The 26,729-nt window shown below is 40.2% G+C and carries 29 protein-coding genes and 2 other annotated features; of the genes, 28 read left to right on the forward strand and 1 reads right to left on the reverse strand.

Annotation, left to right across the window (positions count from 1 at the left end):
- The first annotated feature begins 2 nt into the window (after window positions 1–2).
- The 7 genes from ccsA (at window position 3) to MHB51_RS01340 (ending at window position 6,595) form a co-directional block, all read left to right on the forward strand.
- The gene (gene ccsA, locus MHB51_RS01310; RefSeq protein ID WP_066162381.1) at window positions 3–830 is read left to right on the forward strand and encodes a cytochrome c biogenesis protein CcsA; all 828 of its coding nucleotides are present in this window, start codon (window positions 3–5) and stop codon (window positions 828–830) included.
- 20 nt (window positions 831–850) lie between these two features.
- Complete coding sequence (gene hemC / locus MHB51_RS01315) at window positions 851–1,783, forward strand: hydroxymethylbilane synthase (RefSeq protein WP_107943102.1); 933 nt, start codon at window positions 851–853, stop codon at window positions 1,781–1,783.
- Window positions 1,773–2,513: a uroporphyrinogen-III synthase gene (locus MHB51_RS01320; RefSeq protein ID WP_342558820.1), complete on the forward strand. Its 741-nt coding sequence runs from the start codon at window positions 1,773–1,775 to the stop codon at window positions 2,511–2,513. Before hemC ends, MHB51_RS01320 begins: the two co-directional genes overlap by 11 nt.
- The gene (gene hemB / locus MHB51_RS01325) at window positions 2,510–3,490 is read left to right on the forward strand and encodes a porphobilinogen synthase (RefSeq protein ID WP_066162387.1); all 981 of its coding nucleotides are present in this window, start codon (window positions 2,510–2,512) and stop codon (window positions 3,488–3,490) included. Before MHB51_RS01320 ends, hemB begins: the two co-directional genes overlap by 4 nt.
- 1 nt (window position 3,491) lies before the next feature.
- Window positions 3,492–4,781, forward strand: a complete 1,290-nt coding sequence (gene hemL, locus MHB51_RS01330; protein WP_342558821.1) for a glutamate-1-semialdehyde 2,1-aminomutase — start codon at window positions 3,492–3,494, stop codon at window positions 4,779–4,781.
- Between the two features lie 14 nt (window positions 4,782–4,795).
- Window positions 4,796–5,596: an alpha/beta hydrolase gene (locus MHB51_RS01335; RefSeq protein WP_066162392.1), complete on the forward strand. Its 801-nt coding sequence runs from the start codon at window positions 4,796–4,798 to the stop codon at window positions 5,594–5,596.
- A gap of 246 nt (window positions 5,597–5,842) precedes the next feature.
- Window positions 5,843–6,595 (forward strand): hypothetical protein, encoded by a 753-nt coding sequence (locus MHB51_RS01340; RefSeq protein ID WP_066162394.1) that lies wholly within the window; start codon window positions 5,843–5,845, stop codon window positions 6,593–6,595.
- A 247-nt stretch (window positions 6,596–6,842) separates the two neighbouring features.
- On the opposite strand, the gene MHB51_RS01345 is transcribed toward MHB51_RS01340, so the two are convergent.
- A complete protein-coding gene (locus MHB51_RS01345) occupies window positions 6,843–7,037 on the reverse strand; it encodes a hypothetical protein (RefSeq protein ID WP_066162397.1) in 195 nt (64 codons plus the stop codon).
- A 422-nt stretch (window positions 7,038–7,459) separates the two neighbouring features.
- Window positions 7,460–7,726: a binding site (T-box leader), on the forward strand.
- A gap of 115 nt (window positions 7,727–7,841) precedes the next feature.
- Between MHB51_RS01345 and MHB51_RS01350 the strand changes: the two genes are divergently transcribed.
- The 21 genes from MHB51_RS01350 (at window position 7,842) to MHB51_RS01450 (ending at window position 26,405) form a co-directional block, all read left to right on the forward strand.
- Window positions 7,842–10,487 (forward strand): valine--tRNA ligase, encoded by a 2,646-nt coding sequence (locus MHB51_RS01350; protein WP_342558822.1) that lies wholly within the window; start codon window positions 7,842–7,844, stop codon window positions 10,485–10,487.
- Window positions 10,488–10,565: 78 nt separating this feature from the next.
- Window positions 10,566–11,834, forward strand: coding sequence for a folylpolyglutamate synthase/dihydrofolate synthase family protein (locus tag MHB51_RS01355; RefSeq protein ID WP_066162403.1), 1,269 nt, complete (start codon window positions 10,566–10,568; stop codon window positions 11,832–11,834).
- Entirely contained in the window at window positions 11,831–13,066 is a 1,236-nt protein-coding gene (locus tag MHB51_RS01360; RefSeq protein WP_342558823.1) for a folylpolyglutamate synthase/dihydrofolate synthase family protein, read from the forward strand. The genes MHB51_RS01355 and MHB51_RS01360 overlap by 4 nt, the downstream gene beginning before the upstream one ends.
- A 101-nt stretch (window positions 13,067–13,167) precedes the next feature.
- Window positions 13,168–13,755 (forward strand): hypothetical protein, encoded by a 588-nt coding sequence (locus tag MHB51_RS01365; RefSeq protein WP_342558824.1) that lies wholly within the window; start codon window positions 13,168–13,170, stop codon window positions 13,753–13,755.
- 98 nt (window positions 13,756–13,853) lie between these two features.
- Window positions 13,854–14,441, forward strand: a complete 588-nt coding sequence (locus tag MHB51_RS01370) for a Maf family protein (RefSeq protein ID WP_342558825.1) — start codon at window positions 13,854–13,856, stop codon at window positions 14,439–14,441.
- Between the two features lie 23 nt (window positions 14,442–14,464).
- Window positions 14,465–15,157, forward strand: a complete 693-nt coding sequence (radC, locus tag MHB51_RS01375) for a DNA repair protein RadC (RefSeq protein WP_066162414.1) — start codon at window positions 14,465–14,467, stop codon at window positions 15,155–15,157.
- Window positions 15,158–15,681: 524 nt separating this feature from the next.
- Window positions 15,682–16,701 carry a rod shape-determining protein gene (locus MHB51_RS01380; protein WP_066162417.1) on the forward strand — a complete coding sequence of 340 codons (1,020 nt, stop codon included), beginning with the start codon at window positions 15,682–15,684 and terminating at the stop codon, window positions 16,699–16,701.
- A gap of 12 nt (window positions 16,702–16,713) precedes the next feature.
- Window positions 16,714–17,622: a rod shape-determining protein MreC gene (gene mreC / locus MHB51_RS01385; protein WP_342558826.1), complete on the forward strand. Its 909-nt coding sequence runs from the start codon at window positions 16,714–16,716 to the stop codon at window positions 17,620–17,622.
- Complete coding sequence (gene mreD, locus MHB51_RS01390) at window positions 17,623–18,150, forward strand: rod shape-determining protein MreD (protein ID WP_066162423.1); 528 nt, start codon at window positions 17,623–17,625, stop codon at window positions 18,148–18,150. It abuts the gene before it with no gap.
- 187 nt (window positions 18,151–18,337) lie between these two features.
- Window positions 18,338–19,006 carry a septum site-determining protein MinC gene (locus MHB51_RS01395; protein WP_066162426.1) on the forward strand — a complete coding sequence of 223 codons (669 nt, stop codon included), beginning with the start codon at window positions 18,338–18,340 and terminating at the stop codon, window positions 19,004–19,006.
- Between the two features lies 1 nt (window position 19,007).
- Window positions 19,008–19,805, forward strand: coding sequence for a septum site-determining protein MinD (gene minD / locus MHB51_RS01400; RefSeq protein ID WP_066162428.1), 798 nt, complete (start codon window positions 19,008–19,010; stop codon window positions 19,803–19,805).
- Window positions 19,806–20,116: 311 nt separating this feature from the next.
- Complete coding sequence (locus tag MHB51_RS01405; protein ID WP_066162432.1) at window positions 20,117–20,653, forward strand: hypothetical protein; 537 nt, start codon at window positions 20,117–20,119, stop codon at window positions 20,651–20,653.
- Between the two features lie 46 nt (window positions 20,654–20,699).
- Window positions 20,700–21,263 carry a site-2 protease family protein gene (locus MHB51_RS01410; protein ID WP_342558827.1) on the forward strand — a complete coding sequence of 188 codons (564 nt, stop codon included), beginning with the start codon at window positions 20,700–20,702 and terminating at the stop codon, window positions 21,261–21,263.
- Between the two features lie 40 nt (window positions 21,264–21,303).
- Window positions 21,304–21,390, forward strand: a sequence feature (ribosomal protein L21 leader region).
- A gap of 15 nt (window positions 21,391–21,405) precedes the next feature.
- A complete protein-coding gene (gene rplU, locus MHB51_RS01415; protein ID WP_042475035.1) occupies window positions 21,406–21,714 on the forward strand; it encodes a 50S ribosomal protein L21 in 309 nt (102 codons plus the stop codon).
- Between the two features lie 17 nt (window positions 21,715–21,731).
- On the forward strand, window positions 21,732–22,070 hold the full coding sequence (locus tag MHB51_RS01420; protein ID WP_066162437.1) for a ribosomal-processing cysteine protease Prp: 339 nt from the start codon (window positions 21,732–21,734) through the stop codon (window positions 22,068–22,070).
- A 13-nt stretch (window positions 22,071–22,083) separates the two neighbouring features.
- The gene (gene rpmA, locus MHB51_RS01425) at window positions 22,084–22,383 is read left to right on the forward strand and encodes a 50S ribosomal protein L27 (RefSeq protein ID WP_066162440.1); all 300 of its coding nucleotides are present in this window, start codon (window positions 22,084–22,086) and stop codon (window positions 22,381–22,383) included.
- Between the two features lie 178 nt (window positions 22,384–22,561).
- Entirely contained in the window at window positions 22,562–23,089 is a 528-nt protein-coding gene (locus MHB51_RS01430) for a Spo0B domain-containing protein (RefSeq protein WP_066162444.1), read from the forward strand.
- A 5-nt stretch (window positions 23,090–23,094) separates the two neighbouring features.
- Window positions 23,095–24,384 (forward strand): GTPase ObgE, encoded by a 1,290-nt coding sequence (gene obgE, locus MHB51_RS01435; RefSeq protein ID WP_342558828.1) that lies wholly within the window; start codon window positions 23,095–23,097, stop codon window positions 24,382–24,384.
- A 17-nt stretch (window positions 24,385–24,401) separates the two neighbouring features.
- Window positions 24,402–24,857: an ACT domain-containing protein gene (locus tag MHB51_RS01440; protein WP_342558829.1), complete on the forward strand. Its 456-nt coding sequence runs from the start codon at window positions 24,402–24,404 to the stop codon at window positions 24,855–24,857.
- Window positions 24,858–25,138: 281 nt separating this feature from the next.
- On the forward strand, window positions 25,139–26,008 hold the full coding sequence (gene pheA / locus MHB51_RS01445) for a prephenate dehydratase (protein ID WP_342558830.1): 870 nt from the start codon (window positions 25,139–25,141) through the stop codon (window positions 26,006–26,008).
- A 10-nt stretch (window positions 26,009–26,018) separates the two neighbouring features.
- Window positions 26,019–26,405, forward strand: a complete 387-nt coding sequence (locus tag MHB51_RS01450; RefSeq protein WP_066162455.1) for a thiol-disulfide oxidoreductase DCC family protein — start codon at window positions 26,019–26,021, stop codon at window positions 26,403–26,405.
- The last annotated feature ends 324 nt before the right edge of the window (window positions 26,406–26,729 follow it).

Here is a 26,729-nt window from a genome sequence, read left to right on the forward strand (position 1 = left end):
TCATGTCTGAAATGATAATGACGAGAATATATGAAGCAATTGTCATCCTGTATGCGATTGGTCTCGTCTTTTATTTTATTGATTATTTATACCGACGTGTTCAGGCACGCCGCATAGCATTTTGGTTTGTATCCATTGTTTGGGTATTACAAACAATATATTTTATTTGGTTTATTTTTGAGATGAAACGTTTCCCTGTATTGTCTTTATTTGAAGGCGTTTATTTTTATGCATGGTTGCTAACGTCGCTATCCATTATTTTGCATTGTATCGTGCGGGTAGATATGCCAGTTTTTTTTATGAATCTGCTAGGCTTTGTATTCGTCACAATTCATTTATTAGCACCAAATGATGTAGTGGAGCCTGTGAGAAATTCACTCATTTCAGAAGTGCTCATTATTCATATTAGCTTTGCCATTGCGTCTTATGCGGCATTCTCATTATCCTTTGTTTTTTCTGTGCTGCATTTAGTGCTTTATCGCATTTTAAAGGAAAAAAAGTTCAATCCTTTATGGTCGAGGCTACCAAACCTAAAGCAAACAACGAACTGGATGAGCTACTCGATGCTCGCAGGTATTCCTTTGTTATTCGTAAGCTTAGTGTTAGGATTAGAATGGGCATTTTTATCAATTGATGAATTTACACTTATTGACACGAAAATTTTAGGTTCCTTTTTAATTGCTACTATATATCTTATTATTTTATTGTTACATCGAAGTAAGAAAATGATGAGTACGACGTATGCATGGGCACAAATTTTTATATTTTTGCTTGTCGTTATTAATTTCTTTTTAGGAAGTAAATTATCAACATTCCATTTATGGTATTAAATGAAAGAGGTAGATTTTTAGTGAGAAAAATTATTGTTGGGTCACGTAAAAGTAAGCTTGCATTAACGCAAACAAATTGGTTTATTAACGAATTACGTGCTTCAGGGGCACCATTTGAGTTTGAAGTGAAGGAAATCGTAACGAAAGGTGACCGCATTTTAGATGTTCAGCTTTCGAAAGTTGGAGGAAAGGGCTTGTTTGTAAAGGAAATTGAACAAGCGCTTTATGATAAAGAAATCGATTTTGCGGTCCATTCGATGAAGGATATGCCAGCAGTGTTACCTGAGGGCTTAGTCATTGGCTGTATTCCTGCGCGCGAAGACGCACGTGATGCTTTCATCTCGAAAGGGCATGTCAAATTTGCTGATTTACCACAGGGAGCTATCGTTGGAACGAGCTCGCTACGCCGTAGTGCACAGCTTTTACAAGTAAGACCAGACCTTGAAATTAAATGGATTCGTGGCAATGTCGATACGCGTTTAGCAAAGCTTGAAACAGAGGATTATGATGCCATTATTTTAGCAGCAGCAGGTTTAAAACGCCTTGGCTGGAGCGATGATGTAGTAACAGAGTATTTACCTGTAGATATTTGCTTACCAGCCATTGCACAAGGCTCGCTTGGCATCGAATGTCGTGCGGATGATACGGAGCTACTTGCGGCACTGGCAAAGCTGACAGACGAAGCAACTTGGCGCACTGCTCATGCAGAGCGTACATTCCTTGCTGAAATGGATGGTGGCTGTCAAGTACCAATCGCTGGTTATGCGACTGTTGAAGGTGAGAATATCACTTTGACTGGTTTCGTTGCAGCTCCTGATGCTTCTGTTACATATCAGGAAACAATAACAGGAACAGATGCGGTGGCAGTAGGGAAAGAAGTGGCTGCATTATTAACGAAGCAAGGAGCATTCGAGCTAATCCAACGTGTGAAGGCTGAGCAAGATGCAAAGTAATGCACCGCTTGCAGGGAAAACAATTTATGTAACTGGAACACAAAAAGTCCAAACAATTACGGAGCTTGTAGAACGCCATGGAGGGGAAATTAAGTATTTTCCACTCCTAGCTGTACAGGAGTGTATAACACCTGAGGATGCTGGATGGCTGCAAAAATTAGCGCTATACGATTGGTTAATTTTCACGAGCCAAAATGCAGTGACTAGCTTTATCCAAAAACTTGAACGTAACCCTATAGACGTTTCATGCCGTATAGCCGCGGTAGGGGTAAAAACAAAGGCGGAGCTTGAGCAACATGGTTTTACCGTCGATTTTGTGCCGACAATATTTAGTGCAGATGTGTTTGTACAAGAATTTCCACAAATCGCTGAAAATAATCGCTGCCTCTTTTTAAGGGGAAGTTTAGCGAAAAATACGATTCGTGATGCGCTGCAATGCGATGAATGGACGGTTTATGAAACTGTTCCGCTCACTACATATGTTCAAGCGCTTGAAGAAAGCTTGTTGCAGGCAGAGGAGCCGATTGTTGTTTTTGCGAGTCCTTCTGCTGTGCAAGTATATGCGCAGAATGTCGTACCCGTAGTTGATTGGCATCATGTTACAGTGGCTTCCATTGGTCATGTAACGACAGCGGCATTAGAAGAGCATGGAGCACAGGTTGCGATACAGCCCCGAAGCTATACGATGCAAGCAGTAATAGAGCAGTTAATAGGAGGATATGAAAAGTGACACAATACCATTTCCAAAGACATCGTCGTTTACGCCAAAATGCAGGAATGCGTGCAATGGTGAAGGAAACATATTTGCATAAGGAAGATTTAATTTATCCTATCTTCGTAGCAGAGGGACAAAATATTAAAAATGAAGTGACATCAATGCCGGGTGTTTTCCAATTATCTTTAGACAATCTAGGAGCAGAGTTAGATGAAGTAGTGAAACTGGGAATCCCAGCGGTTATTTTATTCGGTTTACCTGCCGAAAAAGATGCAGTTGGAACAGGTGCATACCATAATCATGGCATCATTCAACAGGCGACTCGCTTTTCGAAGGAGCGCCATCCAGAGCTAATTGTTATAGCGGATACTTGTTTATGTGAATATACAGACCACGGTCATTGTGGTGTTGTAGAGGGTGACCAAATTTTAAATGACCCTTCATTAAATTTATTAGCACAAACAGCGATTTCACAAGCGCAGGCAGGTGCGGACATTATTGCCCCATCGAATATGATGGATGGATTTGTCGCAGCAATACGCGCGGGCTTAGATGAAGCAGGCTTTGCCCACATTCCAATTATGTCTTATGCGGTGAAATATGCATCGGGTTATTACGGTCCTTTCCGTGAGGCGGCTGACGGTGCACCAAAATTTGGTGACCGTAAAACATACCAAATGGACCCGTCTAATCGCTTAGAGGCAATACGCGAGGCATCTTCAGATGTGGAGGAGGGCGCAGACTTCTTAATTGTCAAACCAGCTCTTGCTTATATGGACATTATTCGAGATGTTAAAAATAACTTCGTATTACCAGTGGTTGCGTATAACGTATCGGGGGAATATGCGATGGTGAAGGCGGCAGCAATTAATGGCTGGATTGATGAGCGAGCGGTTGTAATGGAGACATTACTTGGCATGAAGCGAGCGGGAGCGGATTTAATTATTACGTATCATGCGAAAGACGTAGCACAATGGTTGGAGGAGAAGTAATATGCGTTCATATGAAAAATCAAAGCAAGCATTTAATGAAGCGATTAATTTAATGCCAGGCGGTGTAAATAGCCCCGTTCGTGCGTTTAAATCAGTAAATATGAGCCCGATTTTTATGGAATCAGGTCATGGTGCGATAATTCGTGATATTGATGGCAATGAATATATCGATTATGTTTTGTCATGGGGACCATTGATTTTAGGTCATACTCATCCTGAGGTTGTCGTAGCAATTAGCGAGCAGGCTACAAAAGGTGCTTCATTTGGTGCACCAACATTATCTGAAAATAAATTAGCTGAACTTGTGATGGAGCGTTTGCCAGCAATTGAGATGATTCGTTTCGTTTCATCAGGCACAGAGGCGACGATGTCAGCGCTACGTTTGGCGCGTGGCTATACAGGGCGCGATAAAATTTTAAAATTTGAAGGCTCTTACCATGGACATGGTGATTCTTTATTAATTAAGGCAGGCTCTGGTGTTGCAACATTAGGCTTACCTGATAGTCCTGGTGTACCAGCAGATATTGCTAAAAATACATTAACAGTAGCATACAACGATTTAGAGTCAGCAAAATTAGTTTTTGAAAAATACGGCAATGATTTAGCAGCAGTTATTTTAGAGCCTGTTGCTGGCAATATGGGTGTTGTACCACCACAACCAGGCTTTTTAGAAGGCTTGCGCGAGCTAACGACAGCATATGGGGCATTATTAATTTTTGATGAAGTAATGACGGGCTTCCGTGTAGACTACGGCTGTGCACAAAGCTATTATGGCATCACGCCCGATTTAACTTGTTTAGGTAAAGTAATTGGTGGCGGCTTGCCTGTAGGGGCATTCGGTGGGAAGCGTGAAATTATGGAGAAAATTGCGCCAGCAGGTCCAATTTATCAAGCGGGTACATTATCAGGAAACCCGCTAGCTATGACAGCAGGCTATGAAACATTAGTGCGTTTAAATAAAGATTCATACGAATACTTCCGCAAGCTAGGCGACCAATTAGAAGAAGGTTTCCGCGCTGCTGCTACAAAATACAATATTCCGCATACAGTAAATCGTGCTGGTTCAATGATTGGCTTCTTCTTCACAAACGAGGAAGTAATCAATTTTGAAACAGCAAAAACTTCAGATTTAGAATTATTTGCGGAATACTTCAAGCTCATGGCGGAGGAAGGCATTTTCCTACCACCATCGCAATTTGAAGGTATGTTTATCTCAACAGCACACACGGAGGAGCATATTGAGAAAACCGTGGATGCCTTCCATAAAGTATTTGAGAAATTAGCAAAATAACTGGAGATGTTACGATGGATTTACAACATCAAACTTTTCATAATAAGGGCTGTGACATTCACTATTGGCACAAGTCAAGTAGTTCAGCGGATTATGTTATTTTTTTACATGGTGCAGGCTGTGACCATCGAATGTTTGCATCGCAGCTACCGATTTTCGGTGAATCTTACAATGTGCTACTATGGGATGCACGCGGCCATGGTTTGTCGAAGCTACAGCACAATCAAACATTTAGCTTTGAAGATATGATTGACGATTTCTTAAAGCTTTGTGAAAAATATCAAATTGCGAATGCTATATTGATTGGGCAGTCGATGGGTGGGAATCTAGCCCAGGAGATTTTGTTTAGAAAGCCAAACCTTGTATCAAAGCTTATTTTGATTGACTGTACGCGGAATACTGGCAAACTAACCTTATCGGAAAAGTTAATGTTAAAACTAAGTAAGCCCATCTTTTACTGTTATCCGTGGCAGACACTTATCCGACAAAGTGCAGAGGCTTGCGGGAACGATGAGGCTGTCAAAGCATACGTAAGAAATTGCCTTGCGCAAATGAAAAAGAAGGATTTCATTGATGTGATGATGTCCCTTATGACTTGTTTACGTGAAGATGAAGCATATCGCTTTCCAAAACCTGTATTGTTACTTTGTGGAGAAGATGACCGTTCGGGTAATATTCGTAAAATTGTAGCTCCTTGGGCCGATAGTGATGCTAACTGTACATTGCTGATGATTGAAAAGGCTGGACATAATGCGAATCAGGATAATCCAACTGCGGTGAACAAAGCAATCGCTAGTTTTTTAACAACACCTTAAATGAACAACAAATAAAAAACTGCCCAGAAAATTCCGCATTTTCTGGGCAGTTTCGCTTTTAATAATAAATATACGCTAAAAGGTTTTTCCAGCGGCAATCATAATAAACTGTCAACTTATTTATATTTTTTGAAAACAGCATATCATAGGGCTTTACGAAATGCTAAAAAGCCTATTTTACTTTGTATAAATGATTCATTTTTCCTTCCATGAAAACATACAGTAAACGATAGAGGAGGGAGAGCGATGAAAACAATTACTTGGGATATGGCAGAGCAATTCACATTTCCAGTCGGGCTTGGTGCTGTTGAAGATGTTGTGACAGCGCGTGTTACACCACAATGGGAGCAAAGTGATGATGGACAATCGATTCGGCTAACAGGTATTTATCATGTGACAGCCTCTGTTGCTTTTAATCCTGCACAAACTGTTTCACAAGTACATGGAACATATATCGAACATATAGATATCGAACAATCAACAGGTTATTTTGAATATGCCTTGCCGCTCGAAGTTGACTTGCCAGCAGATAAAGTAACGGGACCTGTTGAACTAAAGGTGCAAGATTTGAAAGCCGTCCATGATCAAGCAAGTTGCCAGCTTGTTTGGCAAGTTACATGTAATTTTGCGGAGCAAAATGAGACGACTGTACAAGTAGCGATGCAAGAGGCCGCCCCACAAATTGAAGACACTCCGCAACCTGTAGTGGCATCGGTAACTAGTGCGCAAGAGGAAGTGGCGGCGCATGAGATACAAGTGGAGGAAACGGCTATACCCGTTTATAAAGAAACGGAAAATTCGTTGGATACTCAACTAGAAGCTACTGCCGAGCCTGAGTTAGAGCTGCATCTTGACTCTACTAGTCATCTATTTATAGCGCACGATGATGAGCTCGGACAGCAGCCCGTAGCCCAGCAAACGGAGAATTCAGCATTACATGATGATTTTTTTGCGGAGCTAACCGAAACTTACAGCGTGCTGTCTGTCCAAAAAGATTAAGGTATTTTACTTATTCATTTTAAAATACGCTACAAACCGGTCAATGCTTTACCTCGCATTAACAGGCAGTAAGCCTCCCACTTTAAGACTTAAGTGAAATCGGCTTAAGGATAAGCGGGAGGTCAACTGCCCGTAAAAGCCCGATTGGTTCAACTAACAAAGCACCCACTGATTGAAGTTTCACTTAATTAAAACACAAACGAAGCGTCCAAAAAGCAGTGCTATGAACGCTTTTTGGACGTTAGATTCAAATAATATCAGTCAATAATAAGTAGGCAAGCAGCCCTAAGACGAGAAGTAAGATTAAATCGCCTGTTGTCGGAACAATAAAAACGCGCACACCTTGAAAGACGACGATTGGCAAAATAATCGTTCTGCAATAAAAACGTGTTTTGCGCAGCCACGGAGGCAATAAATAAGGATTGTAGTTTTTCCTACGCATATAATCACCCTTTCACTTTATATTTGTCGTTCTTTACCCCGCATTAACGGGCAGTAAGACACCCACTTCAAGACTTGAGTGAAAATTGATTAAAGGATAAGCGGGAGATTAACTGCCCGTAAAAGCCCGATTGGTTCAACTAACAATCAGTGGAGAAAAGCATCCACTGATTGAAGTTTCACTTTACCCCGCATTAACGGGCAGTAAGACACCCACTTCAAGACTTGAGTGAAAATTGACTAAAGGATAAGCGGGAAATCAACTGCCCGTAAAAGCCCGATTGGTTCAACTAACAATCAGTGGGGAAAAGCATCCACTGATTGGAGTTTCACTTTATATTGCTGACGACATGCTTTTCGTACTGAAGAAATTGTTGCTTGAAATTTCACTTTAAATTATATACAATATGTTCAAGTTAAATATTTGATGCAATGAATAGGAAGAGTAAAATGACAGCGTTTGTTTAGAGAGGGAGCGGTAGCTGAAAAGCTCCTACAATACCATCATTTGAATGTAGCCTAGGAGCAGTTTTTGTGAACGTATTTTCTCTTAATTCAAAATTAGGAGCATGGGCAATACCTTAGCAAAAGCCGGTTAAACACCGTTATCTGAATTGAGAGCCAATCGTTTTTTGATTGGAATTAAAGGTGGTACCGCGAACAAAATACATGCACTCCTTCGTCCTTTTACAGACGAAAGGAGTGTTTTTTATTTTGATTTAGCAAAACTCATGCAGGTGGACGAACATTTGCTAAATCAAAATCCCAAAGTGTCATTGATTTTCATTATTAGGAGGAATGCAGCATGACTGAACAGTTAACGATGTCAACAAAGTATGAGCCAAATGCGATTGAAGCAGGTCGCTATGAATGGTGGCTCAAAGGAAAATTTTTCGAGGCCCAGCCAGAGAGTGGGAAAGAGCCTTACTCCATTGTTATTCCACCACCGAACGTAACAGGAAAACTGCATTTAGGGCATGCATGGGATACGACTTTACAAGATATTGTTATTCGTATGAAGCGCATGCAGGGCTATGATGCGCTTTGGTTGCCGGGTATGGACCATGCTGGAATTGCGACACAAGCAAAGGTAGAGCAAAAATTACGTGAACAAGGCGTGACACGCTATGACTTAGGGCGTGAAAAATTCCTAGAAAAAACTTGGGAATGGAAAGAAGAGTATGCAGGTCATATTCGTGAGCAATGGGCTAAATTAGGCTTAGCACTAGATTATTCACGTGAGCGCTTCACATTAGATGAAGGTTTGTCTGATGCTGTAAAGGAAGTATTCGTTCAATTATATGACAAAGGCTTAATTTATCGTGGTGAGCGCATTATTAACTGGGACCCAGCGGCAAAAACAGCGTTATCGGATATTGAAGTAATCTATAAAGATGTGCAAGGCGCATTTTACCATATGAAATATCCATTAGCGGACGGTTCAGGGCATGTAGAAGTTGCGACAACTCGCCCAGAAACGATGCTAGGTGACTCAGGTGTAGCAGTGCATCCAGATGATGAGCGCTACCAGCATTTAATTGGCAAAACAGTTATTTTACCAATTGTAGGACGTGAAATACCAATCGTAGCAGATGATTACGTAGATAAAGATTTTGGAACAGGCGTTGTAAAAATGACACCTGCGCATGATCCGAATGATTTTGAAGTAGGAAATCGCCATAATCTAGAGCGTATTTTAGTAATGCATGAAGACGGCACAATGAATGAGCTAGCTGGGAAATACCAAGGTATGGACCGTTTTGAATGCCGAAAACAAATTGTAGCTGATTTGCAGGATGCTGGCGTACTCTTCAAAATTGAGGAGCATATGCACTCTGTAGGCCACTCTGAACGTTCAGGTGCAGTTGTAGAGCCTTATTTATCTGCACAATGGTTCGTTAAAATGCAGCCGCTTGCTGATGCATCATTAGAGCTACAAAAAGATGAGGCAGGAAAAGTAAATTTTGTGCCAGCACGCTTTGAAAATACGTATTCACGTTGGATGGAAAATATTCGTGACTGGTGTATTTCTCGCCAATTGTGGTGGGGTCACCAAATTCCAGCATGGTATCATAACGAAACAGGTGAAATTTATGTTGGGAAAGAAGCACCAGCAGATAGTGAAAATTGGACACAGGATGAAGATGTATTAGATACTTGGTTCTCATCAGCTTTATGGCCATTTTCAACAATGGGCTGGCCAGATACGACTAATGAAGAATTTAAACGTTATTACCCAACAGGAACACTCGTAACGGGCTATGATATTATTTTCTTCTGGGTTTCCCGCATGATTTTCCAAGGTCTTGAATTTACAGGTGAGCGTCCGTTCAAAGATGTACTCATTCATGGTCTAGTACGTGATGAAGAAGGGCGAAAAATGTCAAAATCACTTGGCAACGGGGTTGACCCGATGGATGTGATTGACAAGTACGGTGCAGATTCCTTGCGTTATTTCTTAGCAACAGGGTCATCACCGGGGCAAGATTTGCGTTATTCAACAGAAAAAGTAGAGGCAACTTGGAATTTTGCTAATAAAATATGGAATGCTTCCCGCTTTGCATTAATGAATATGGAAGGCTTAACATATGATGAAATTGACTTAACTGGCAATTTATCAGTGGCGGATAAATGGATTTTATCTCGCTTAAATAACACAATTGAACATGTAACGACATTATCAAATAAGTATGAATTTGGTGAAGTAGGTCGCGAATTGTACAATTTTATTTGGGATGATTTCTGTTCTTGGTATATTGAAATGGCGAAGTTACCACTTTACGGAGAGGATGAGGCAGCGAAAAAGACAACTCGCTCCGTATTAGCGCATGTATTAGACCAAACAATGCGTCTATTACATCCTTTCATGCCATTTATTACTGAAGAGATTTGGCAGCATCTACCACATGAAGGTGATTCGATTACAGTAGCAGCATGGCCAACTGTTAACAAAGCATTTAACTTCGAGCAAGATGAGCAAAGCATGAAGCTGCTCATGGATATTATACGTTCGGTACGTAATATCCGTGCTGAGGTAAATACACCAATGAGTAAGAAAGTAGCACTTTATGTATCAGCGAAAGATACTGCAACAGCAGAGGTGCTTGAAGCGAATAAAGCATATATTGAAAAATTCTGTAACCCTGACCCACTTGTTATTGGTCAAAATGTGGAAATACCGGCGCAAACAATGTCCGCTGTAGTGACAGGGGCAGAAGTATTTTTACCGCTAGCTGGTTTAATCAATGTAGAAGAAGAAATTGCACGCTTAGAAAAAGAGCTAGAGAAGTGGTCGAAAGAAGTGAAGCTTGTGACTGGTAAGCTATCGAACGAGAAATTTGTATCGAAGGCTCCAGAAGCACTTGTGCAAGTGGAGCGTGAAAAATTAGCAGACTACGAAGAAAAGCATGCAACAGTTGAAAAGCGTTTAGCAGAACTGAAAAATATGTAAAATGAATGGGCGACTAGTTAGTATTGGTCGCCCTTTTTCTAGAAATATGGAATAAATTTGATAGATGGAGTGTAGGCGATGTTTCAAACGATGCAGCAATGTACGGATTTTATTTTTCAATTAAAGGCAAGCAGCTATAAAGGGGCACCGCTAGAATCAGCACAAAAGATTTTGTCAGCACTCGGGCATCCAGAGCGCAAAACGAAGTTTATTCATTTTGCAGGCTCAAATGGCAAAGGCTCTACATTAAATGCCACGAGGGAAATTTTAATGGCGCATGGACTCAAAGTAGGCGCTTTTACTTCGCCACATTTAGAGCGTGCAAACGAGCGCATTACAATTAACCAGCAGGAAATTTCGGATAAGCAGTTTTTACACTATGCGAATGCAGTCGTGCAAGCAGTCCAAGACCATCTAAATGGGCAATTCCCGAGTTTTTTTGAAATTGTGACATTGATTGCCTTGCAGCATTTTGCACATGAAAAAATAGATATTGCACTGCTTGAAACAGGAATTGGTGGGCGACTGGATGCAACAAATGTGATTACACCTGAAGTGAGTGTGATTACGACAATCTCACTGGAACATACAGATATGTTAGGGGATACATATGCGCTCATTGCAGCGGAAAAGGCTGGTATTATAAAAAAGGGCAAGCCCGTTGTTGTAGGCGTAGAAAATCAAGAGGCGCTAAAAGTGATTCGACAAACAGCATTGCAACAGGGAGCGCCACTGTATCTTTTGCATGAGGCTTTTCATATTGAGCGTTTACAAAATGGAATCTTCCATTATAAAGAAGATAGTATCATCAGACATATTCAGCCTGCGATGGAGGGGGCACATCAGCAAAATAATGCAGCACTTGCCATAAAGGCGAGTCAGCTTATACTAGGTCATTTGCAAGAGGACGCTGTGCGCACAGCATTACAGCGTGCTAAATGGCAAGGGCGTTTTGAACGATTTGGGCAGCAGTTAATTTTAGATGGAGCGCATAATTCAGAGGGCACTGCTGCATTAATTCAAACATTACAGCAAGTGGAGCCAACAAAAAAATATCATTTCCTATATGCCGCATTGCAGGATAAAGACCACAGTGTTAGTATCCAGATGATGGAACGAATTGCAACGGCTCTTTATTTCACAACCATTCCGATGCCACGCGCAGCTTCAGCTCAAGTGCTAGCTGCCCAAAGTGAGCATTTCAATAAGCAAGTTGTGGAAGATTGGGCGCATTTTTTAACTGAAAAGCTACCGCAGTTGGCACAGGATGAAGTACTAATTGTGACAGGCTCCTTGTATTTCATAGGTGAGGTGCGAACTTTTCTGAAGGAGCGAGGTATGCGATGATTCCAAAACTCGATGATTATAAAAGACGCTGGCAATTGCCGAGTGATGATGTAATTAAGCCAGGGCTTACGCGTATATTGCAAGCATTACAGCAGCTTGGACAGCCTGAGCAGTCACTACAAGTGGTACATTTTGCTGGAACAAATGGCAAAGGCTCAACATTAACATTTGTTGAGCACATTGCACGGGCTTATGGTTTGACAGTTGGTAAATTTATGTCGCCATGCATTGTTGATGTACATGATCAAATTTCAATAGATGGGCAGCCAATTTCTCGCAGGCAAATGGATGCGGTGTTTCAGCAAATGGCTGAGGCGAAGCTACATCATTTACTAACTGACTTTGAGCTTTTAACATGTGCGGCCTTGCTGCATTTTCAAAACGAACAAGTAGATTTAGTATTACTTGAAGCTGGCATGGGGGGGAGAGAGGATAGCACGAATGTTGCTATACCTATCGTCTCAGTAATTCCGAGCATCGCACTAGAGCATACGAATTTTTTAGGAACGACTCTTGCGCAAATTGCAGGACATAAAGCGGGCATTATAAAGCAAAATAAGCCTACTGTAATTGGTCGTTTGCCAAAGGAGGCTTATGAAGTTGTAAAAGCCGAGGCAAAGCAGCAAAATTCGTCACTTTCTATTCTTGGTGAAGGGTTTGAAGTAGATGGAACAACTTATCGACATTTAGTACGTCAAATCGAAATCAATCATCTAGAGCGAAGGCTGCTTGGCATGCATCAAGGAGAGAATATGGCAGTTGCGATTACGGCCTTTTTAGAAGTAGCTTCCGCACTGTCGTTAAAGTTAGATACGGCTGCCATCCAACAGGGAGTGTACAATGCGCAAGTGGCAGGACGTTTTGAGCAAGTTTCAGAAAATGTCTATTTTGATGGTGCCCATAACCCCGCAAGCATTGCAGCACTTGTACAGACAATTCAGCAGCAGTTTCCAAATGAACAAGTGGAAATTATTATTGGTATGTTAGCAGATAAAGACGTTGTTAAGGCAATACAGCTATTAGAGCCTATTGCAAGTAAATTTATTTTTGTTGATTTTATGAACCTACGTGCAATGAAAGCACAGCATATGTTAGAAATACCATCAACTGTTGGTGGTACTATAATGACACTGGAGGAAGTCGCTCATTATTTAAAGCGTGGTCATTCGACAAAAATCGTGACGGGCTCCTTATATTTATTAAGCGAACTAAGAGAGGTTTGCTCATTATGAAATTTGTAGAAAAATAGGGAAAACTTTTTTGGCGAGACTGACAAAAGTCTCGTCTTTTTTCATGGCAAATTTGCTACGGTACTAATAAGGTGGTGAAAAGCATGCGAAAAAATGAATGGATTCGAGCTGCGTTATTAGGTATCGCTTCAGGGCTTATTGGAGTTGCTCTTTTTGTAATGATATTAAATTTTGTGAGTAATGAAAAGGTAAGTGAGGAGAAGGAAGACGTTTTACCTGTGCAGCAGGAAGTTGTTGAAGAGGTAAATGCTTCTTTTTATGCGAGCCAGCATGGCCTTTTTTCAAGCAAGGAAGGCGCGGAGCAGTTTATTGCGGCAAATCCCCTTTTGAATAAAGCGGCAATTATTGAAATGGACAATCAGTTTTTCATTTGGTCAGCATTATCAACAAATAAAGAGGTTGCGACACTGGCGCCATCTGCCTTCTTTAAGCAATTGTCAATTGTTGCTGCGTGTAGCGAGCCAACAATGCAAAGATTACCTGAAATTCTAATGGATGAAAAGTATCTAAAAAATTATTTTGGACAAGAGCAAAAAGAGGGAGAGGTTCCGGCTGACTGGGGGGAGATACTCGCAGCAGTAACAAGCCTTTCCAATGATATAAATGTGATGCGTTTACATATTTTTACGCATTATTATGGTGAAAATGATTGCTTGAAAATTGAATTTTGAGCAGTCAATTGAGTAGCAAATATTAAATTTGGACATTTGCTGTAATTGTTCAAAAATACTTTTCTCCGCTATGATAGAAAAAGTAGGAGGAGATTGAAATGAATATTACAACACAAACAAAATTTGTACTTGCTTCAGCATCACCAAGACGTAAGGAGCTACTAGCACAGCTTCACATTCCGTTTGAGGTAATTACGAGCAATGTAGAGGAAACGAGCGTGCAAGCGCAATCAGTTGAGCAGTATGTACAGGAGGTCGCTCGTTTAAAAACACGTGATGTCGCGGCGAAGTGTCATGGGAAAACGGTTATTGGTGCTGATACAATCGTTGTTTTTCAAAATCGTTTACTACATAAGCCAAAAGGCCGCGCTGAAGCTGTCCAGCATTTGCAAGCACTATCAAATAATCGTCATCGTGTATTAACGGCTGTAGTAATTATTCAACCAGATGGAGAAGAAACGGTTTTCGTTGAAGAAACAATCGTAATTTTTAAAAAGCTGTCAGCTAAGCTAATTGAAGCATATGTTGATTCTGGTGACCCGTTTGATAAGGCGGGAGGCTATGGTATTCAAACACCTGGTGCTCTTTTTGTCGAGCGAATTGAAGGAGATTATAATAACGTAGTAGGATTCCCGCTAGCTTCAGTATTTGAGCAACTCATTCATCTACGCCTACTAACAATTTAATGGGAAGGTTGTGAAGCCGTATCATGACAATGTTTCAAGCATTGAAAATACGTGATGTTCATGAAGCAGATCGTCCAAGAGAACGCTTAATACGCCAAGGTGCGCAAAGTTTATCCAATCAAGAATTACTAGCTATTTTGTTGCGCACAGGTACAAAAGAAGCATCAGTACTCGCCCTCGCTAATCGAGTACTGATGGATTTTGAAAAGCTCCACGCATTAAAGCATGCTACATTTGAAGAAATAACCTCGATTAAAGGAATTGGTGAAGCTAAAGCTGTCCAGCTTCTCGCAGCTATTGAGCTTGGTAGAAGGCTCGCGCAAAAAGAAATTGACTCCCGTTACACGATACGTTCCCCTGAAGATGCAGCCGCATATTTAATGCCTGAAATGGAATCTTTAACTCAAGAAAATTTCGTCGCCCTCTTTTTAAACACTAAAAACCAAATTATCCATAAGCAAACGATTTTTATTGGCTCGCTTAATGCTAGCATAGTTCACCCGAGAGAGCTGTTTCGTGAAGCAATAAAGCGCTCTGCGGCTTCCATAATTTGTGCGCATAACCATCCGTCAGGTAATGCCACGCCAAGTCCAGAAGATATTGATGTTACACAGCGCTTGCAGGAGGCTGGGATAATTATTGGCATTGAGCTACTCGATCATGTAATTATTGGAAATCATCAATATATTAGTATGAAAGAGAAGGGGCTTATGTAGTCACAATAAATTGTCACTGTCCTTGTCGCAGAAAACATGTGCTCCTGCGATTACTCGTCGCAGAAAACATTGTTGATTGAAATTTAGCTTTCAGTAGATGTTAGGGATTTTGAAAGGAATAAATTGTGCAAGCACTATTCAAAGCCTCGATGCAGTTACGTCAAGGTGTAATTGAACAAGAAGTCCATTTTATTAAGATAAAATTAAGAAGCGTGGGGAAATTTCGTGGATGAACGAACCTTTCTCACGCTTTTTCGTCATATTTCTGCAATGAAACTGTAAAAATAGTGGGCGATTTTTCATTTGTTTCATGTCAGTAGAAAGAATACAATAGAAAAGTGGGTAAAAGAAATCGTTATTTATCGGATTTTGCAATATATCACACTATAATTTTTAGCTTTTATCCGCTATAATTAAGCGTATCGTTTAGATAGGCAACATGCTGTAAATAATATTGCTATATATTAAGCAGCTTATTTACAAAAAATAAAAAACACGGTTTATTAAGAAAGGAAGTACAGACATTGTTTGGAATTGGAAATAAGGATGTCGGGATTGATCTCGGCACAGCAAATACACTAGTTTTTGTTAAAGGAAAAGGAATTGTTTTACGCGAGCCTTCAGTAGTGGCGAAAAATATCAAAACAGGCGATATCGTCGCTGTAGGAAATGACGCGAAAAATATGATTGGACGTACACCAGGCTCAATTGTGGCGATTCGTCCAATGAAAGATGGCGTCATCGCAGATTTTGATATTACAACAGCGATGATTCAATATTATTTGAAGGAAGCTTTAAAAAATTCAGGTTCAAACTGGAAAAAGCCGAATGTAATGATTTGCGTACCATTCGGTATTACGTCAGTAGAGCAGCGTGCAGTAATTGATGCATCGCGCCAAGCAGGGGCGAAGGATGCATTTACAATTGAGGAGCCGTTTGCAGCAGCAATCGGTGCGAATTTGCCAGTATGGGACCCAACTGGTTCGATGGTAGTAGATATCGGTGGCGGTACAACTGAAGTAGCCGTTATTTCACTAGGAGGTGTTGTAACGAGCGAATCTGTTCGTATTGGTGGCGATGCAATGGACCAAGCAATCATTGCTTATATTCGTAAAACATATAATTTAACAATTGGTGAGCGTACAGCAGAAGCAATTAAAATGGAAATTGGTAGTGCGCGTGCAGATGACAATAATGCAATGATGGATATTCGAGGACGCGATCTTGTGACAGGTTTACCAAAAACAATTGAAATTACTGCACAAGAGATTTCAGAGTCTTTACGTGAATCAGTGACAGCAATTATCGATGGGGTGAAGCGCACGTTAGAGCAAACACCGCCTGAATTATCTGCTGACGTAATGGAGCGAGGCATCGTTTTAACTGGTGGTGGCGCTTTATTACAAAACTTAGATAAAGTTATTAGCTCTGAAACAAATATGCCTGTCTTTATTGCGGAGGATCCATTAGATTGTGTAGCGATTGGAACAGGAAAGGCGTTAGACAATATCGACTTAATTCGCGCACAGCAATTAAAAGGATAAGGTGATGAAACAATGCCACATTTTTCAAATAAAAAAATTATCGTGTTATTAGTTAGCACAGTTTTTCTAGTGGCATTGATTGGCTTCTCGTTAAGCAACCGTCATAATGCAACATTACCAGAGCAAATTATTAAAGATACTGTCGGCTTTGCACAATCACTTGTTGCAAAGCCAGCAAGTTACATAACAGGTATTTATGGTAACATCGAAGCCTTGCTAAATACGTATGATGAAAACAAACGTTTAAAAAGTCGACTAGAAGATTTTGTCGTTTTACAATCCGAAGTCGACGGATTAAAATCAGAAAATAAAAAGCTTCGTGAGATAATTGACAAGGAAGAAAGCTTGCGAGAATATCAGCCGATTCATGCAACTGTAATTGCACGAAATCCTGATCAATGGGAAGAGAAACTTATTTTAAACAAAGGTCAAGTTCATGGAATTGAAAAAAATATGGCCGTTATGACAGCGCAAGGATTAATCGGCAAAATTATCGCGGTAACGCCATTTACATCGGAAGTCGAATTACTCTACACAAACAATGCCAATTACCGAGTTTCAGCACTTGTACAAGGTGAGAAAGAAGATATTGCAGGTTTAATTGAAGGATATGACGGGGAGCGTAACGAATTAATTTTAAAGCGCATCGATTCCAATAAGGAAATTGAAGTTGGAAAGCATGTTGTTACTTCAGGTTTAGGTGGTATTTTCCCAAAAGGTATTTTAATTGGCGAAGTAACAGAAGTAACGACAGAAGACTTTGGACTAACGAAGATGGCATTTGTTAAGCCATCGTCGGATTTTGCTATGCTTGAAAATGTTATTATTGCGAAGCGTGAAGTGACTTCTGTTGATGGCTCAGATGGAAGTGGCACAAATGTTAATTTGACAGACCCGCCAGAGGAAGAGGGAGAGGAATAAATGTTTATCCGTTTACTCATCCCAACAGTTGCAGTATTATTGTTTTTATTAGAGCCATTATTTGCGAAGTTCTCGCCGATTGTTATAGGTGAACAACTCGTTTTTTTGGTGCCGCGCTTTTTAATATTGTATTTAATTTTTATTGCGATTTATTATAATCGCAAACGCGCAGTGTATTATGGTCTGTTTTTTGGGCTATTGTACGATGTGTTTTACATTGATATTATTGGATTGTACACATTTTTATACCCGTTGCTATGCTTTATTGCCGGCTGGAGTGTGAAATATATTCATCAGCATTTAGCCATTACAACAATTTTGGCAGTCATGCTTGTTGCATCAATGGAAGTCGTTCTATACGAATTTTTCTTTTTAATAAATTTCACGCCAATGACATTACAAACATTTTTTAATAGCCGCTTAATACCGACAATTTTGGCTAACCTATTATTTCTAGCGCTGCTCGGCTGGGTGTTTAAATATTTAATCAACAAGCGGGTATTACAGCGTGCACGCAATGGGGCTTAAACCTCCTGTGGGGGAAGGGCAAATTTAGCAGGAAAATAAATTTCAGCTGATGAAAGAGAAACTCAATTTAGAACGCCGTGTCCGATAGCATATCGGTCTAAGCTTAGACTTGAAATGCTTTCTTGTGTAAGCGTCAAAGAGATGGACAAGGCATAATTGATAATGGAGTGTGGGGTGGCATATTATCATGAAAAAACAGCTCGTCCATATTAAAGGAACGAAGGACGGTTTAATACTTCGGCTTGATGATCAATGTGCCTATGCAGAGCTTTTAGAAGAGCTAGCACAGAAAGCTTCTGAAGGTGGAATTGAAGGGAAGTTAGACGTGCAGCTGCATTTAGGAACCCGTTATTGCACAGCTGCACAAAAAAAAGAGCTTATTTCAATTGTCCAGCAGCAGGGAAACTTAATTGTTTCAAAAGTACAGAGCGATGTATTAACAATCGAAGAAAGCAATCAAAAAATGCTACAAAAAAAGTGCGATACATATGTTGGGATTGTACGTTCAGGTCAAGTGCTAAGAGCAACAGGTGATATTATCGTGCTAGGAGATGTCAATCCAAACGGGCGCATTGAAGCTGGAGGCAATATTTATGTTCTTGGTAAACTAAAAGGTATTGCACATGCGGGTGTAGAAGGTAATGAGGAGGCTGTAATTAGCGCCTCTCATTTTGAACCGACACATGTGCTCATAGCAGATTGCGTTGAAGTGATGTCGAATGAGCAGCAAATTGTCAAAGAAAATACCGATCAGCTATGTGCGTATATTAATGAAAGTGGTACAATTTCTTATGACCGTATTCAAAAAGTAAAGGAAATCCGTCCATCTTTTACAACATTTAAAGGGGGAAGCTAATGTGGGAGAAGCAATAGTAATCACTTCGGGAAAAGGTGGCGTAGGTAAAACAACTACAAGCGCCAACCTCGGTACTGCATTGGCTCTTCAAGGAAAAAAAGTATGCTTAGTAGATACAGATATTGGTCTGCGTAATTTAGATGTTGTGTTAGGTTTAGAAAATCGTATTATTTATGATTTAGTTGATGTCGTGGAAGGTCGCTGTAAAGTGCATCAGGCACTTGTAAAGGATAAACGAGTCGATGATAAACTTTTTTTACTACCTGCAGCTCAAACAACAGATAAAAACGCTGTGACACCTGAGCAAATGAAGAGCTTAGTTAACGAATTAAAAAGTGACTTTGATTATGTGTTAATCGATTGTCCAGCAGGTATCGAGCAAGGCTATCGCAATGCGGTAGCTGGAGCGGACCGCGCAATTGTCGTGACGACACCTGAAATTTCCGCTGTGCGCGATGCGGATCGAATTATCGGCTTATTGGAGCAAGAAGAGATTGAGGCGCCGAAATTAATTATTAACCGCGTTCGTCATCATTTAATGGCCTCTGGTGATACGATGGACATTACCGAGGTGACAACGCATTTATCTATTGATTTATTAGGAATTATTATAGATAGTGAGGACGTGATTAGCTCGTCAAACAAAGGTGAGCCAATCGTGATGAATCCAGATAATAAAGCCTCCTTAGGCTATCGCAATATTGCACGTCGTATTTTAGGTGAGTCTGTGCCATTAATGTCAATCGAACCAGAGCCAAAGGGCATGTTCGCTAAAATCAAGTCATTGTTTACAAAATAGGGTAGGTAGGGCGTTCAACAAGCAGTGCAGTTGCCTGCTTGTTGAACGCTTTCGTTTGTGTTTTATTAAAATTGCGACTGTTTGAAAAGTTGGATAGCCTGTTTTAAAGTTGTAAACATTGAGTCTAGTTGATGTTTCTTTGCATTTCAAATGAATAAAAAAGTAGGTTATTTATCGTTTTGCTTTCGATATAAGCTTCTGCGCTAATACTATTATCTTTGTCGTATATGGCGTGTCTCAAAATCACTTTTCAGGTACGCTCTTTTTTCTTTGCTTCGGCATATACTGTTAAAAACGAATAGGATGGTGGCATGAAAAGATGGCAGTGGGGCATTGCCTTTATATTATGTGTTATTGTGTGGGGAACGACGCAATTGCCAGAAACGAAAACGACGAGCTTTATTAAACGCGTTGTTTATAGTCAAGATGATTTAACATTTATGCGCAATACACTACGCAGTATTTCGATTTTCGAAGGGGAAAAGGTTGAAGTAGCTGATTACCCTGAAATGAGAGAAATGCTAAACTTTACAGCAATTCAGCCAAGTAATAAAGGCTATTTAATGACGTATGAGGAGACGGTAAGTCTTTTTGCATTGCAAAATGGCATCGTTGTCTTTACCGGCTATACGAAAGAAACAGGACAAACTATTTCAATTTTTTACGAGGACAATACAACTGTGACATATGGCTTTATTGATAATTTTTCATTGCTGCCCTATACAACGATTGCTGTCAATGAGCTTGTTGCGACAAAACAAGCAGGCGATTTATATATTCGCATAGAGAAGGACAATCAGGTGCTAGATTTGGAAAAAACATTAGCTTGGCTAAATGAGCAGATGTAGCATGTTGCGAATAACGATACACCCTTTATTGTTGCTTGTTCTGTTGATGATGGTCTTTACTGGTAATATCGCACTTTATAGTATTATTTTATGCTCTTTAATTGTACATGAAATGGGGCATTTATTAGCAGCGAAGGCTGTCAATTTACAGTTAAAAAGCTGTGTGATTATGCCCTATGGTGGAGAAATTAAGCTGCGGCAGGAAGGCACGTATTTACAAAGGCTTATCATCGCGCTCGGTGGACCTTGTGCAACACTTATTGGGATGGCAAGCTGTATGCTGTTACCGCCGCTGCTTGCTGCTCCCTTTTTTAAAGTGCAATTTTATTTACTCTGTTTAAATTTATTGCCCTTTTTACCGCTCGATGGTGGGAAAATCATATGTTATTTGCTGCTCACCCTATTTCCAAAAGCAAAAATATATGAGCTTTTTTTATCGCTTTCGCTGTGCTTTTTTACTATAATTGCAATATTAGCATTTATCATGCTACCAAAATCTATTCCTGTTCTATTGCTAAGTATTTTATTATGGATTAATTTAGTAGGGGAATGGAAGTACCGAAAATACCGCATTGCTTATGAGAAAATTGTTTTGAATAGGTTGACGTAAGTTTTTTCTTATGGTAGTATTTTAATGTTATTGTTTGTAGCACCCGCTACAACCGCACTGGCAAGGTGCCTAAGAGTAGCTAGTTTAGCTAACACCTTGATAGTAACAGGCGAGTCTTAGTCTAAAGAGGAGGTGCATTTTAATGTACGCAATTATTGAAACTGGTGGTAAACAAATCAAAGTTGAAGCAGGTCAAGAAATCTATGTTGAAAAGCTAGGTGTGGCTGCTGACGAAATCGTAACTTTCGATAAAGTTTTATTCGTAGGTGGAGAAACAGTTAAAGTTGGTGCTCCAACTGTTGAAGGTGCAACTGTTACAGCAAAGGTTGTAAAAGAAGGTCGCGCTAAAAAAATTACTGTTTTCAAAATGAAAGCGAAGAAAAACTACCGTCGTAAGCAAGGTCACCGTCAACCATACACAAAATTAGTTGTTGAAGCAATCAACGCTTAATTTCGAGGTGAACTCACGTGATCACGGTAACTATTTATAGTGATGAAAATCGCAAATCGTATGGATTTGAAATATCAGGTCATGCACTTTCTGACGTTTATGGACGTGATTTAGTATGTGCGGGAGCATCTGCCATCGCCTTTGGTGCTGTCAATGCGATACCACAGCTTACAGGAATCACACCTGAAATCGAGCAGGGAGATGAGGGAGGCTACTTAAAGGTAACAATCCCAAATGACTTAGAACGTGAAACAGACGATAAGCTTCAAATGATACTGAATACTATGGTGACACAATTTTACACGATGACAGCTAGTTATTCAGACTTTATTGAATTGAAATATAAAATGGTCTAGGAGGTGCATCGCAATGAACTTATTATTAACATTAGACTTACAATTTTTCGCATCTAAAAAAGGTGTAGGTTCTACGAAAAACGGACGTGACTCTGAATCAAAACGCCTTGGCGCTAAACGTGCTGATGGTCAATTCGTAACTGGTGGTTCGATTCTTTACCGTCAACGCGGTACGAAAATCTACCCAGGTACAAACGTAGGCCGTGGTGGAGATGATACTTTGTTCGCTAAAGTTGACGGCGTTGTTAAATTCGAACGCTTAGGTCGCGACAAGAAAAAAGTATCTGTATACCCAGTAGCTCAAGAAGCATAATGGTTATAACGAAGGGCTGACGCGTAAAGCTATCATTTACGTGTCAGCCTTTTTTCTATCAATGGATGACTGGAATTTTCTTAAGTATTGATACACTGGAACTTTTCTATGTAGTTTTAAGGGAAAAAAACTGCAAAACTTGCTATACTAATAACGATAACTGATTGGAGTGTAGAACATGACGACAAAGCTGTTAACGGTAAATGAGGTATTGCGTTTTGCCAATCATGATTTTTTAAATCAACTGAATTTAATTTTAATGAATTTAGATTTACAGCGTATTGAGGAAGCGAAGCAAATTATTAAAAATATTTCAGACAATAGTAAAAAGCTATCGAATATGAATAAATTGCAGCTACCACAAACTTTAGAATGGCTTCAAACATTCACATGGCGCTTTCCAGCAATTGATTTAAAGCTCCATAGCGATGTGCAGCAAGCAGTAAATCAACCACAGCTTGATGAAAAGCTAGCGCAATACTTGGAAAACACAGTCATCCATATTTATGATGGGCTTGATGCATATGCTGAGCATCAGCTTCAAATTACAACAAAGTCAGATGCATCACAATTTCAGTTGATTTTCCATTTAACTGGTAATTGGTCTGAGATGCCGATAATAAAAGAAACCGAACATATGTGCATTGATATGATAGAAGTGACAAACCATTCGTTACACTATGTATTAAGCGCAGGACTGGAGTGAAAACAATGTTTGTCGATCACGTGAAAATTTATGTAAAAGGTGGAGACGGCGGAGATGGTATGGTTGCTTTCCGTCGCGAAAAATATGTGCCAAATGGTGGTCCAGCTGGTGGAGATGGTGGTCATGGTGGAAATGTCGTGTTCCAAGTTGATGAGGGGTTACGTACATTAATGGATTTCCGCTACAAACGTCATTTCAAGGCAGAGCGTGGCGAGCATGGAATGAGCAAAGGGATGCATGGACGTAAGTCAGAGGATTTAACTATTAAAGTGCCGCCCGGGACTGTTGTTATTAATGCAGAAACGCAGGCTGTCATTGCGGACTTAGTAGAAGACGGTCAAAAAGCAATTATTGCGAAGGCTGGTCGTGGTGGTCGAGGCAACTGCCGTTTTGCGACACCAGCAAATCCTGCCCCTGAACTCGCTGAAAAAGGGGAGCCTGGGCAAGAGCTAGAAGTTATTTTAGAATTAAAAGTATTGGCTGATGTTGGCTTAGTAGGGTTTCCATCTGTTGGGAAATCAACTTTATTATCCGTTGTATCTGCTGCAAAGCCAAAAATTGGTGCATATCACTTTACAACAATTGTACCAAATTTAGGGATGGTAGAAACGGAAGATGGTCGCTCGTTTGCAATGGCCGATTTACCAGGATTAATTGAAGGTGCACATCAAGGCATTGGTCTAGGAATGCAATTTTTACGTCATATAGAACGCACACGCGTTATCGTTCATGTAGTTGATATGAGCGGGATGGAAGGTCGCGATCCATACGAGGATTATGTAACAATTAATGAGGAGCTAAAGCAGTATGATTTACGCTTAACAGAGCGCCCACAAATTGTTGTTGCAAATAAAATGGACATGCCTGAAGCAGAGGGAAATTTACAAAACTTCCTTGAAAAGGTGGGGGACAGTGTGAAAGTATTCCCTGTATCAGCTGTATCACGTCAAGGCTTGAAAGCCGTACTCTTTGAAATTGCTGACTTACTTGAAGTAACACCACAATTTGAACTGCATGAAATTAGTGCTGAAGAATCCGATGCAACAGTGCTTTATAAATATGAAAAACAAAATGAAGATTTTGAAATTACACGGGATGATGACGGTGCATTTGTCTTATCAGGTTATTCAATTGAACGATTATTTAAAATGACAGACTTTAGCCGTGAAGATGGTGTAAGACGCTTCGCTCGTCAATTACGTGCAATGGGGATTGATGATGCCCTACGTGAGCGTGGAGCAGAAAATGGCGATACAGTTCGCTTAATGGAATTTGAATTTGAATTTGTAGATTGATGCGCGGGGGTAGAAATATGAAAAACGTAGCAAATCAACGCTATTATTTAGTGCGTGAGGATGTTTTGACGGATGCAATGCAAAAAACATTAGAGGCAAAGGCCTTATTACAAAAGGGTGCTGTCGCCTCTATTTGGGACGCCGTCAAGGAAGTGGATTTATCACGCAGTGCATTTTATAAATATCGCGATGCTGTTTTTCCTTTTCACTCCATCGTTCAAGAACGTATTTTAACATTATTTTTACAGTTGCAAGACCGTAAAGGCTCGCTAGCAAAATTACTTGAAACGATTTCAGAGGCATATTGCAATGTATTAACGATTCATCAAACGATACCCATTCAAGGGAGAGCAAATGTTACCTTATCGCTTGATGTAACGAATATGAATGTGGACTTAAATGAATTGATTCAAATTTTAAAGCGTCTTGATTTTATTGAATCAGCAGAGGTTATTAGCTCAGGCGCATTGTAGGGGATGTTCCGAAAGCAGTGCATTGCCTGCTTTCGGAACACTATCAATGATGTTACATTAAAAAGTATCTCGATAAAATAGAAAAGGGATTCTTTGAAAATGACATAAACACTAGGTTTAGCAGTGCTATTTTTTGTAGAAGAGCCGGAATGCAAAATTTTCTTTTAAGTGTTCTCTGTAAAATAAAGGCTAATCAAGACGCTTAAAATTTAAAATAGGTATAAAGCTTACTTTTCACTTCATAAAAGACTGAAAATTTAGAAATAAAGGGAGGACATAAAATGTCAACACAAAATTGGGAAAAGCGCATCGCATATTTAGGTCCAGAAGCATCATTTACATATTTAGCGACAAAGGGCTTATTCCCAAATGATTGGCTAATGCCACAAGCCTCGATTCCGGAATGTATCGAGGCAGTTGCTGAAGGAAGGGTGGACTTAGCAGTAGTGCCATTAGAAAATGCATTAGAAGGCTCTGTCCCTTTAACGATTGATTATTTATTCCATGAAGCGAATCTTTTCGTTGTAGGAGAAATTACATCAAAAATTCAGCAGCACTTAATGGTACATCCAGAGCAAATGAAGAATTGGCAAAACATTGAAGCAGTTTATTCGCATCCACATGCATTAGCACAATGCCATAAATATTTATTTTACCGCTTTAGCGGTGTGCCGTTGCATCAATATTCGTCAACTGCTGCGGCGGCAAAGCTTGTAGCGGATTCACCAGAACGATGCATTGCGGCAATTGCAAATAGCGCTGCTGCTGAAAAATATGGGCTGACGATTGTTGAAAACAATATTCATGATTTCCATTTTAACCATACGCGCTTCTTTGTTTTAGCAAGGGAAAATATACGCCTACCACAAGCTGAAAATGAAATATTAAAGACAACGTTTATGATTACATTGCCAACAGATGTATCAGGGGCACTTCATCAAGTATTATCCGTATTTGCATGGCGCAAGCTGAACTTAAGTAAAATCGAATCACGCCCATTGAAAACAGGCTTGGGTGATTATTTCTTTATCGTAGATGTATTGGCAGATGAGGAAGAAACGATGATGAGGGGGGCAGTTGAGGAATTGCATGCATTGGGCTGTACAGTGAAATCGCTCGGTACATATTATAGTTACACAACACCAGAATGAGGTGAAGGAAATGGCGATTGTCTTATTTGACGGAGAATGTCATTTTTGTGATGCAAGTGTACAATTTATTATTAAGCGTGATCCAAAGGGCTATTTTCAGTTTGCCTCATTGCAAAGTGAGGTAGGGAGGGAGCTATTAGAACGCTATCAAGTGCCGAAAGCTGATAGCATCGTGCTTATAGAAAATGGACGCTATTTCTTACAGTCAACCGCTGCACTGAAAATTGCGCGGCGACTGCAAGGGTTTTGGCGTTTTGCTTATGTATTTATTGCAGTACCTACTGGTGTTCGCAATTTCGCATACGATAAACTCGCAAAAAATCGTTATAAATGGTTTGGAAAAAAAGAACTATGCGAATTACCCTCACAGGATATTCGCCAACGATTTTTATCATGAAAAGCGTCCAAACGGCTGTTTAACCGCAGCTTTTTGGACGCTTTCCTAATCAATTACACCTCGGCATAATTGCGTCCAGATTTTTTCAAAAGTTAACTTAAAACCGTCACGTCCTGTGACAACGGTTAACTGACCTGCATTACGCAGACCTCCATCAAAATCTGTGACATCCGAAGCTTGGGCCAACACGATGTTGGTCACTCAATCATTGCGCTCCTATACTGAGCTCTTCTTTCGAGACAGAGGATTTGGACTCCCTTTAACTTGAAATGCTTTTTTGCATTTATAGAAGTGGGGGACTTCTGTACCTGTCGCCTTGTTACC

Origin of the sequence: Metasolibacillus sp. FSL K6-0083 (assembly GCF_038630865.1) — a bacterium.
Classification (GTDB): Bacteria; Bacillota; Bacilli; order Bacillales_A; family Planococcaceae; genus Metasolibacillus; species Metasolibacillus fluoroglycofenilyticus.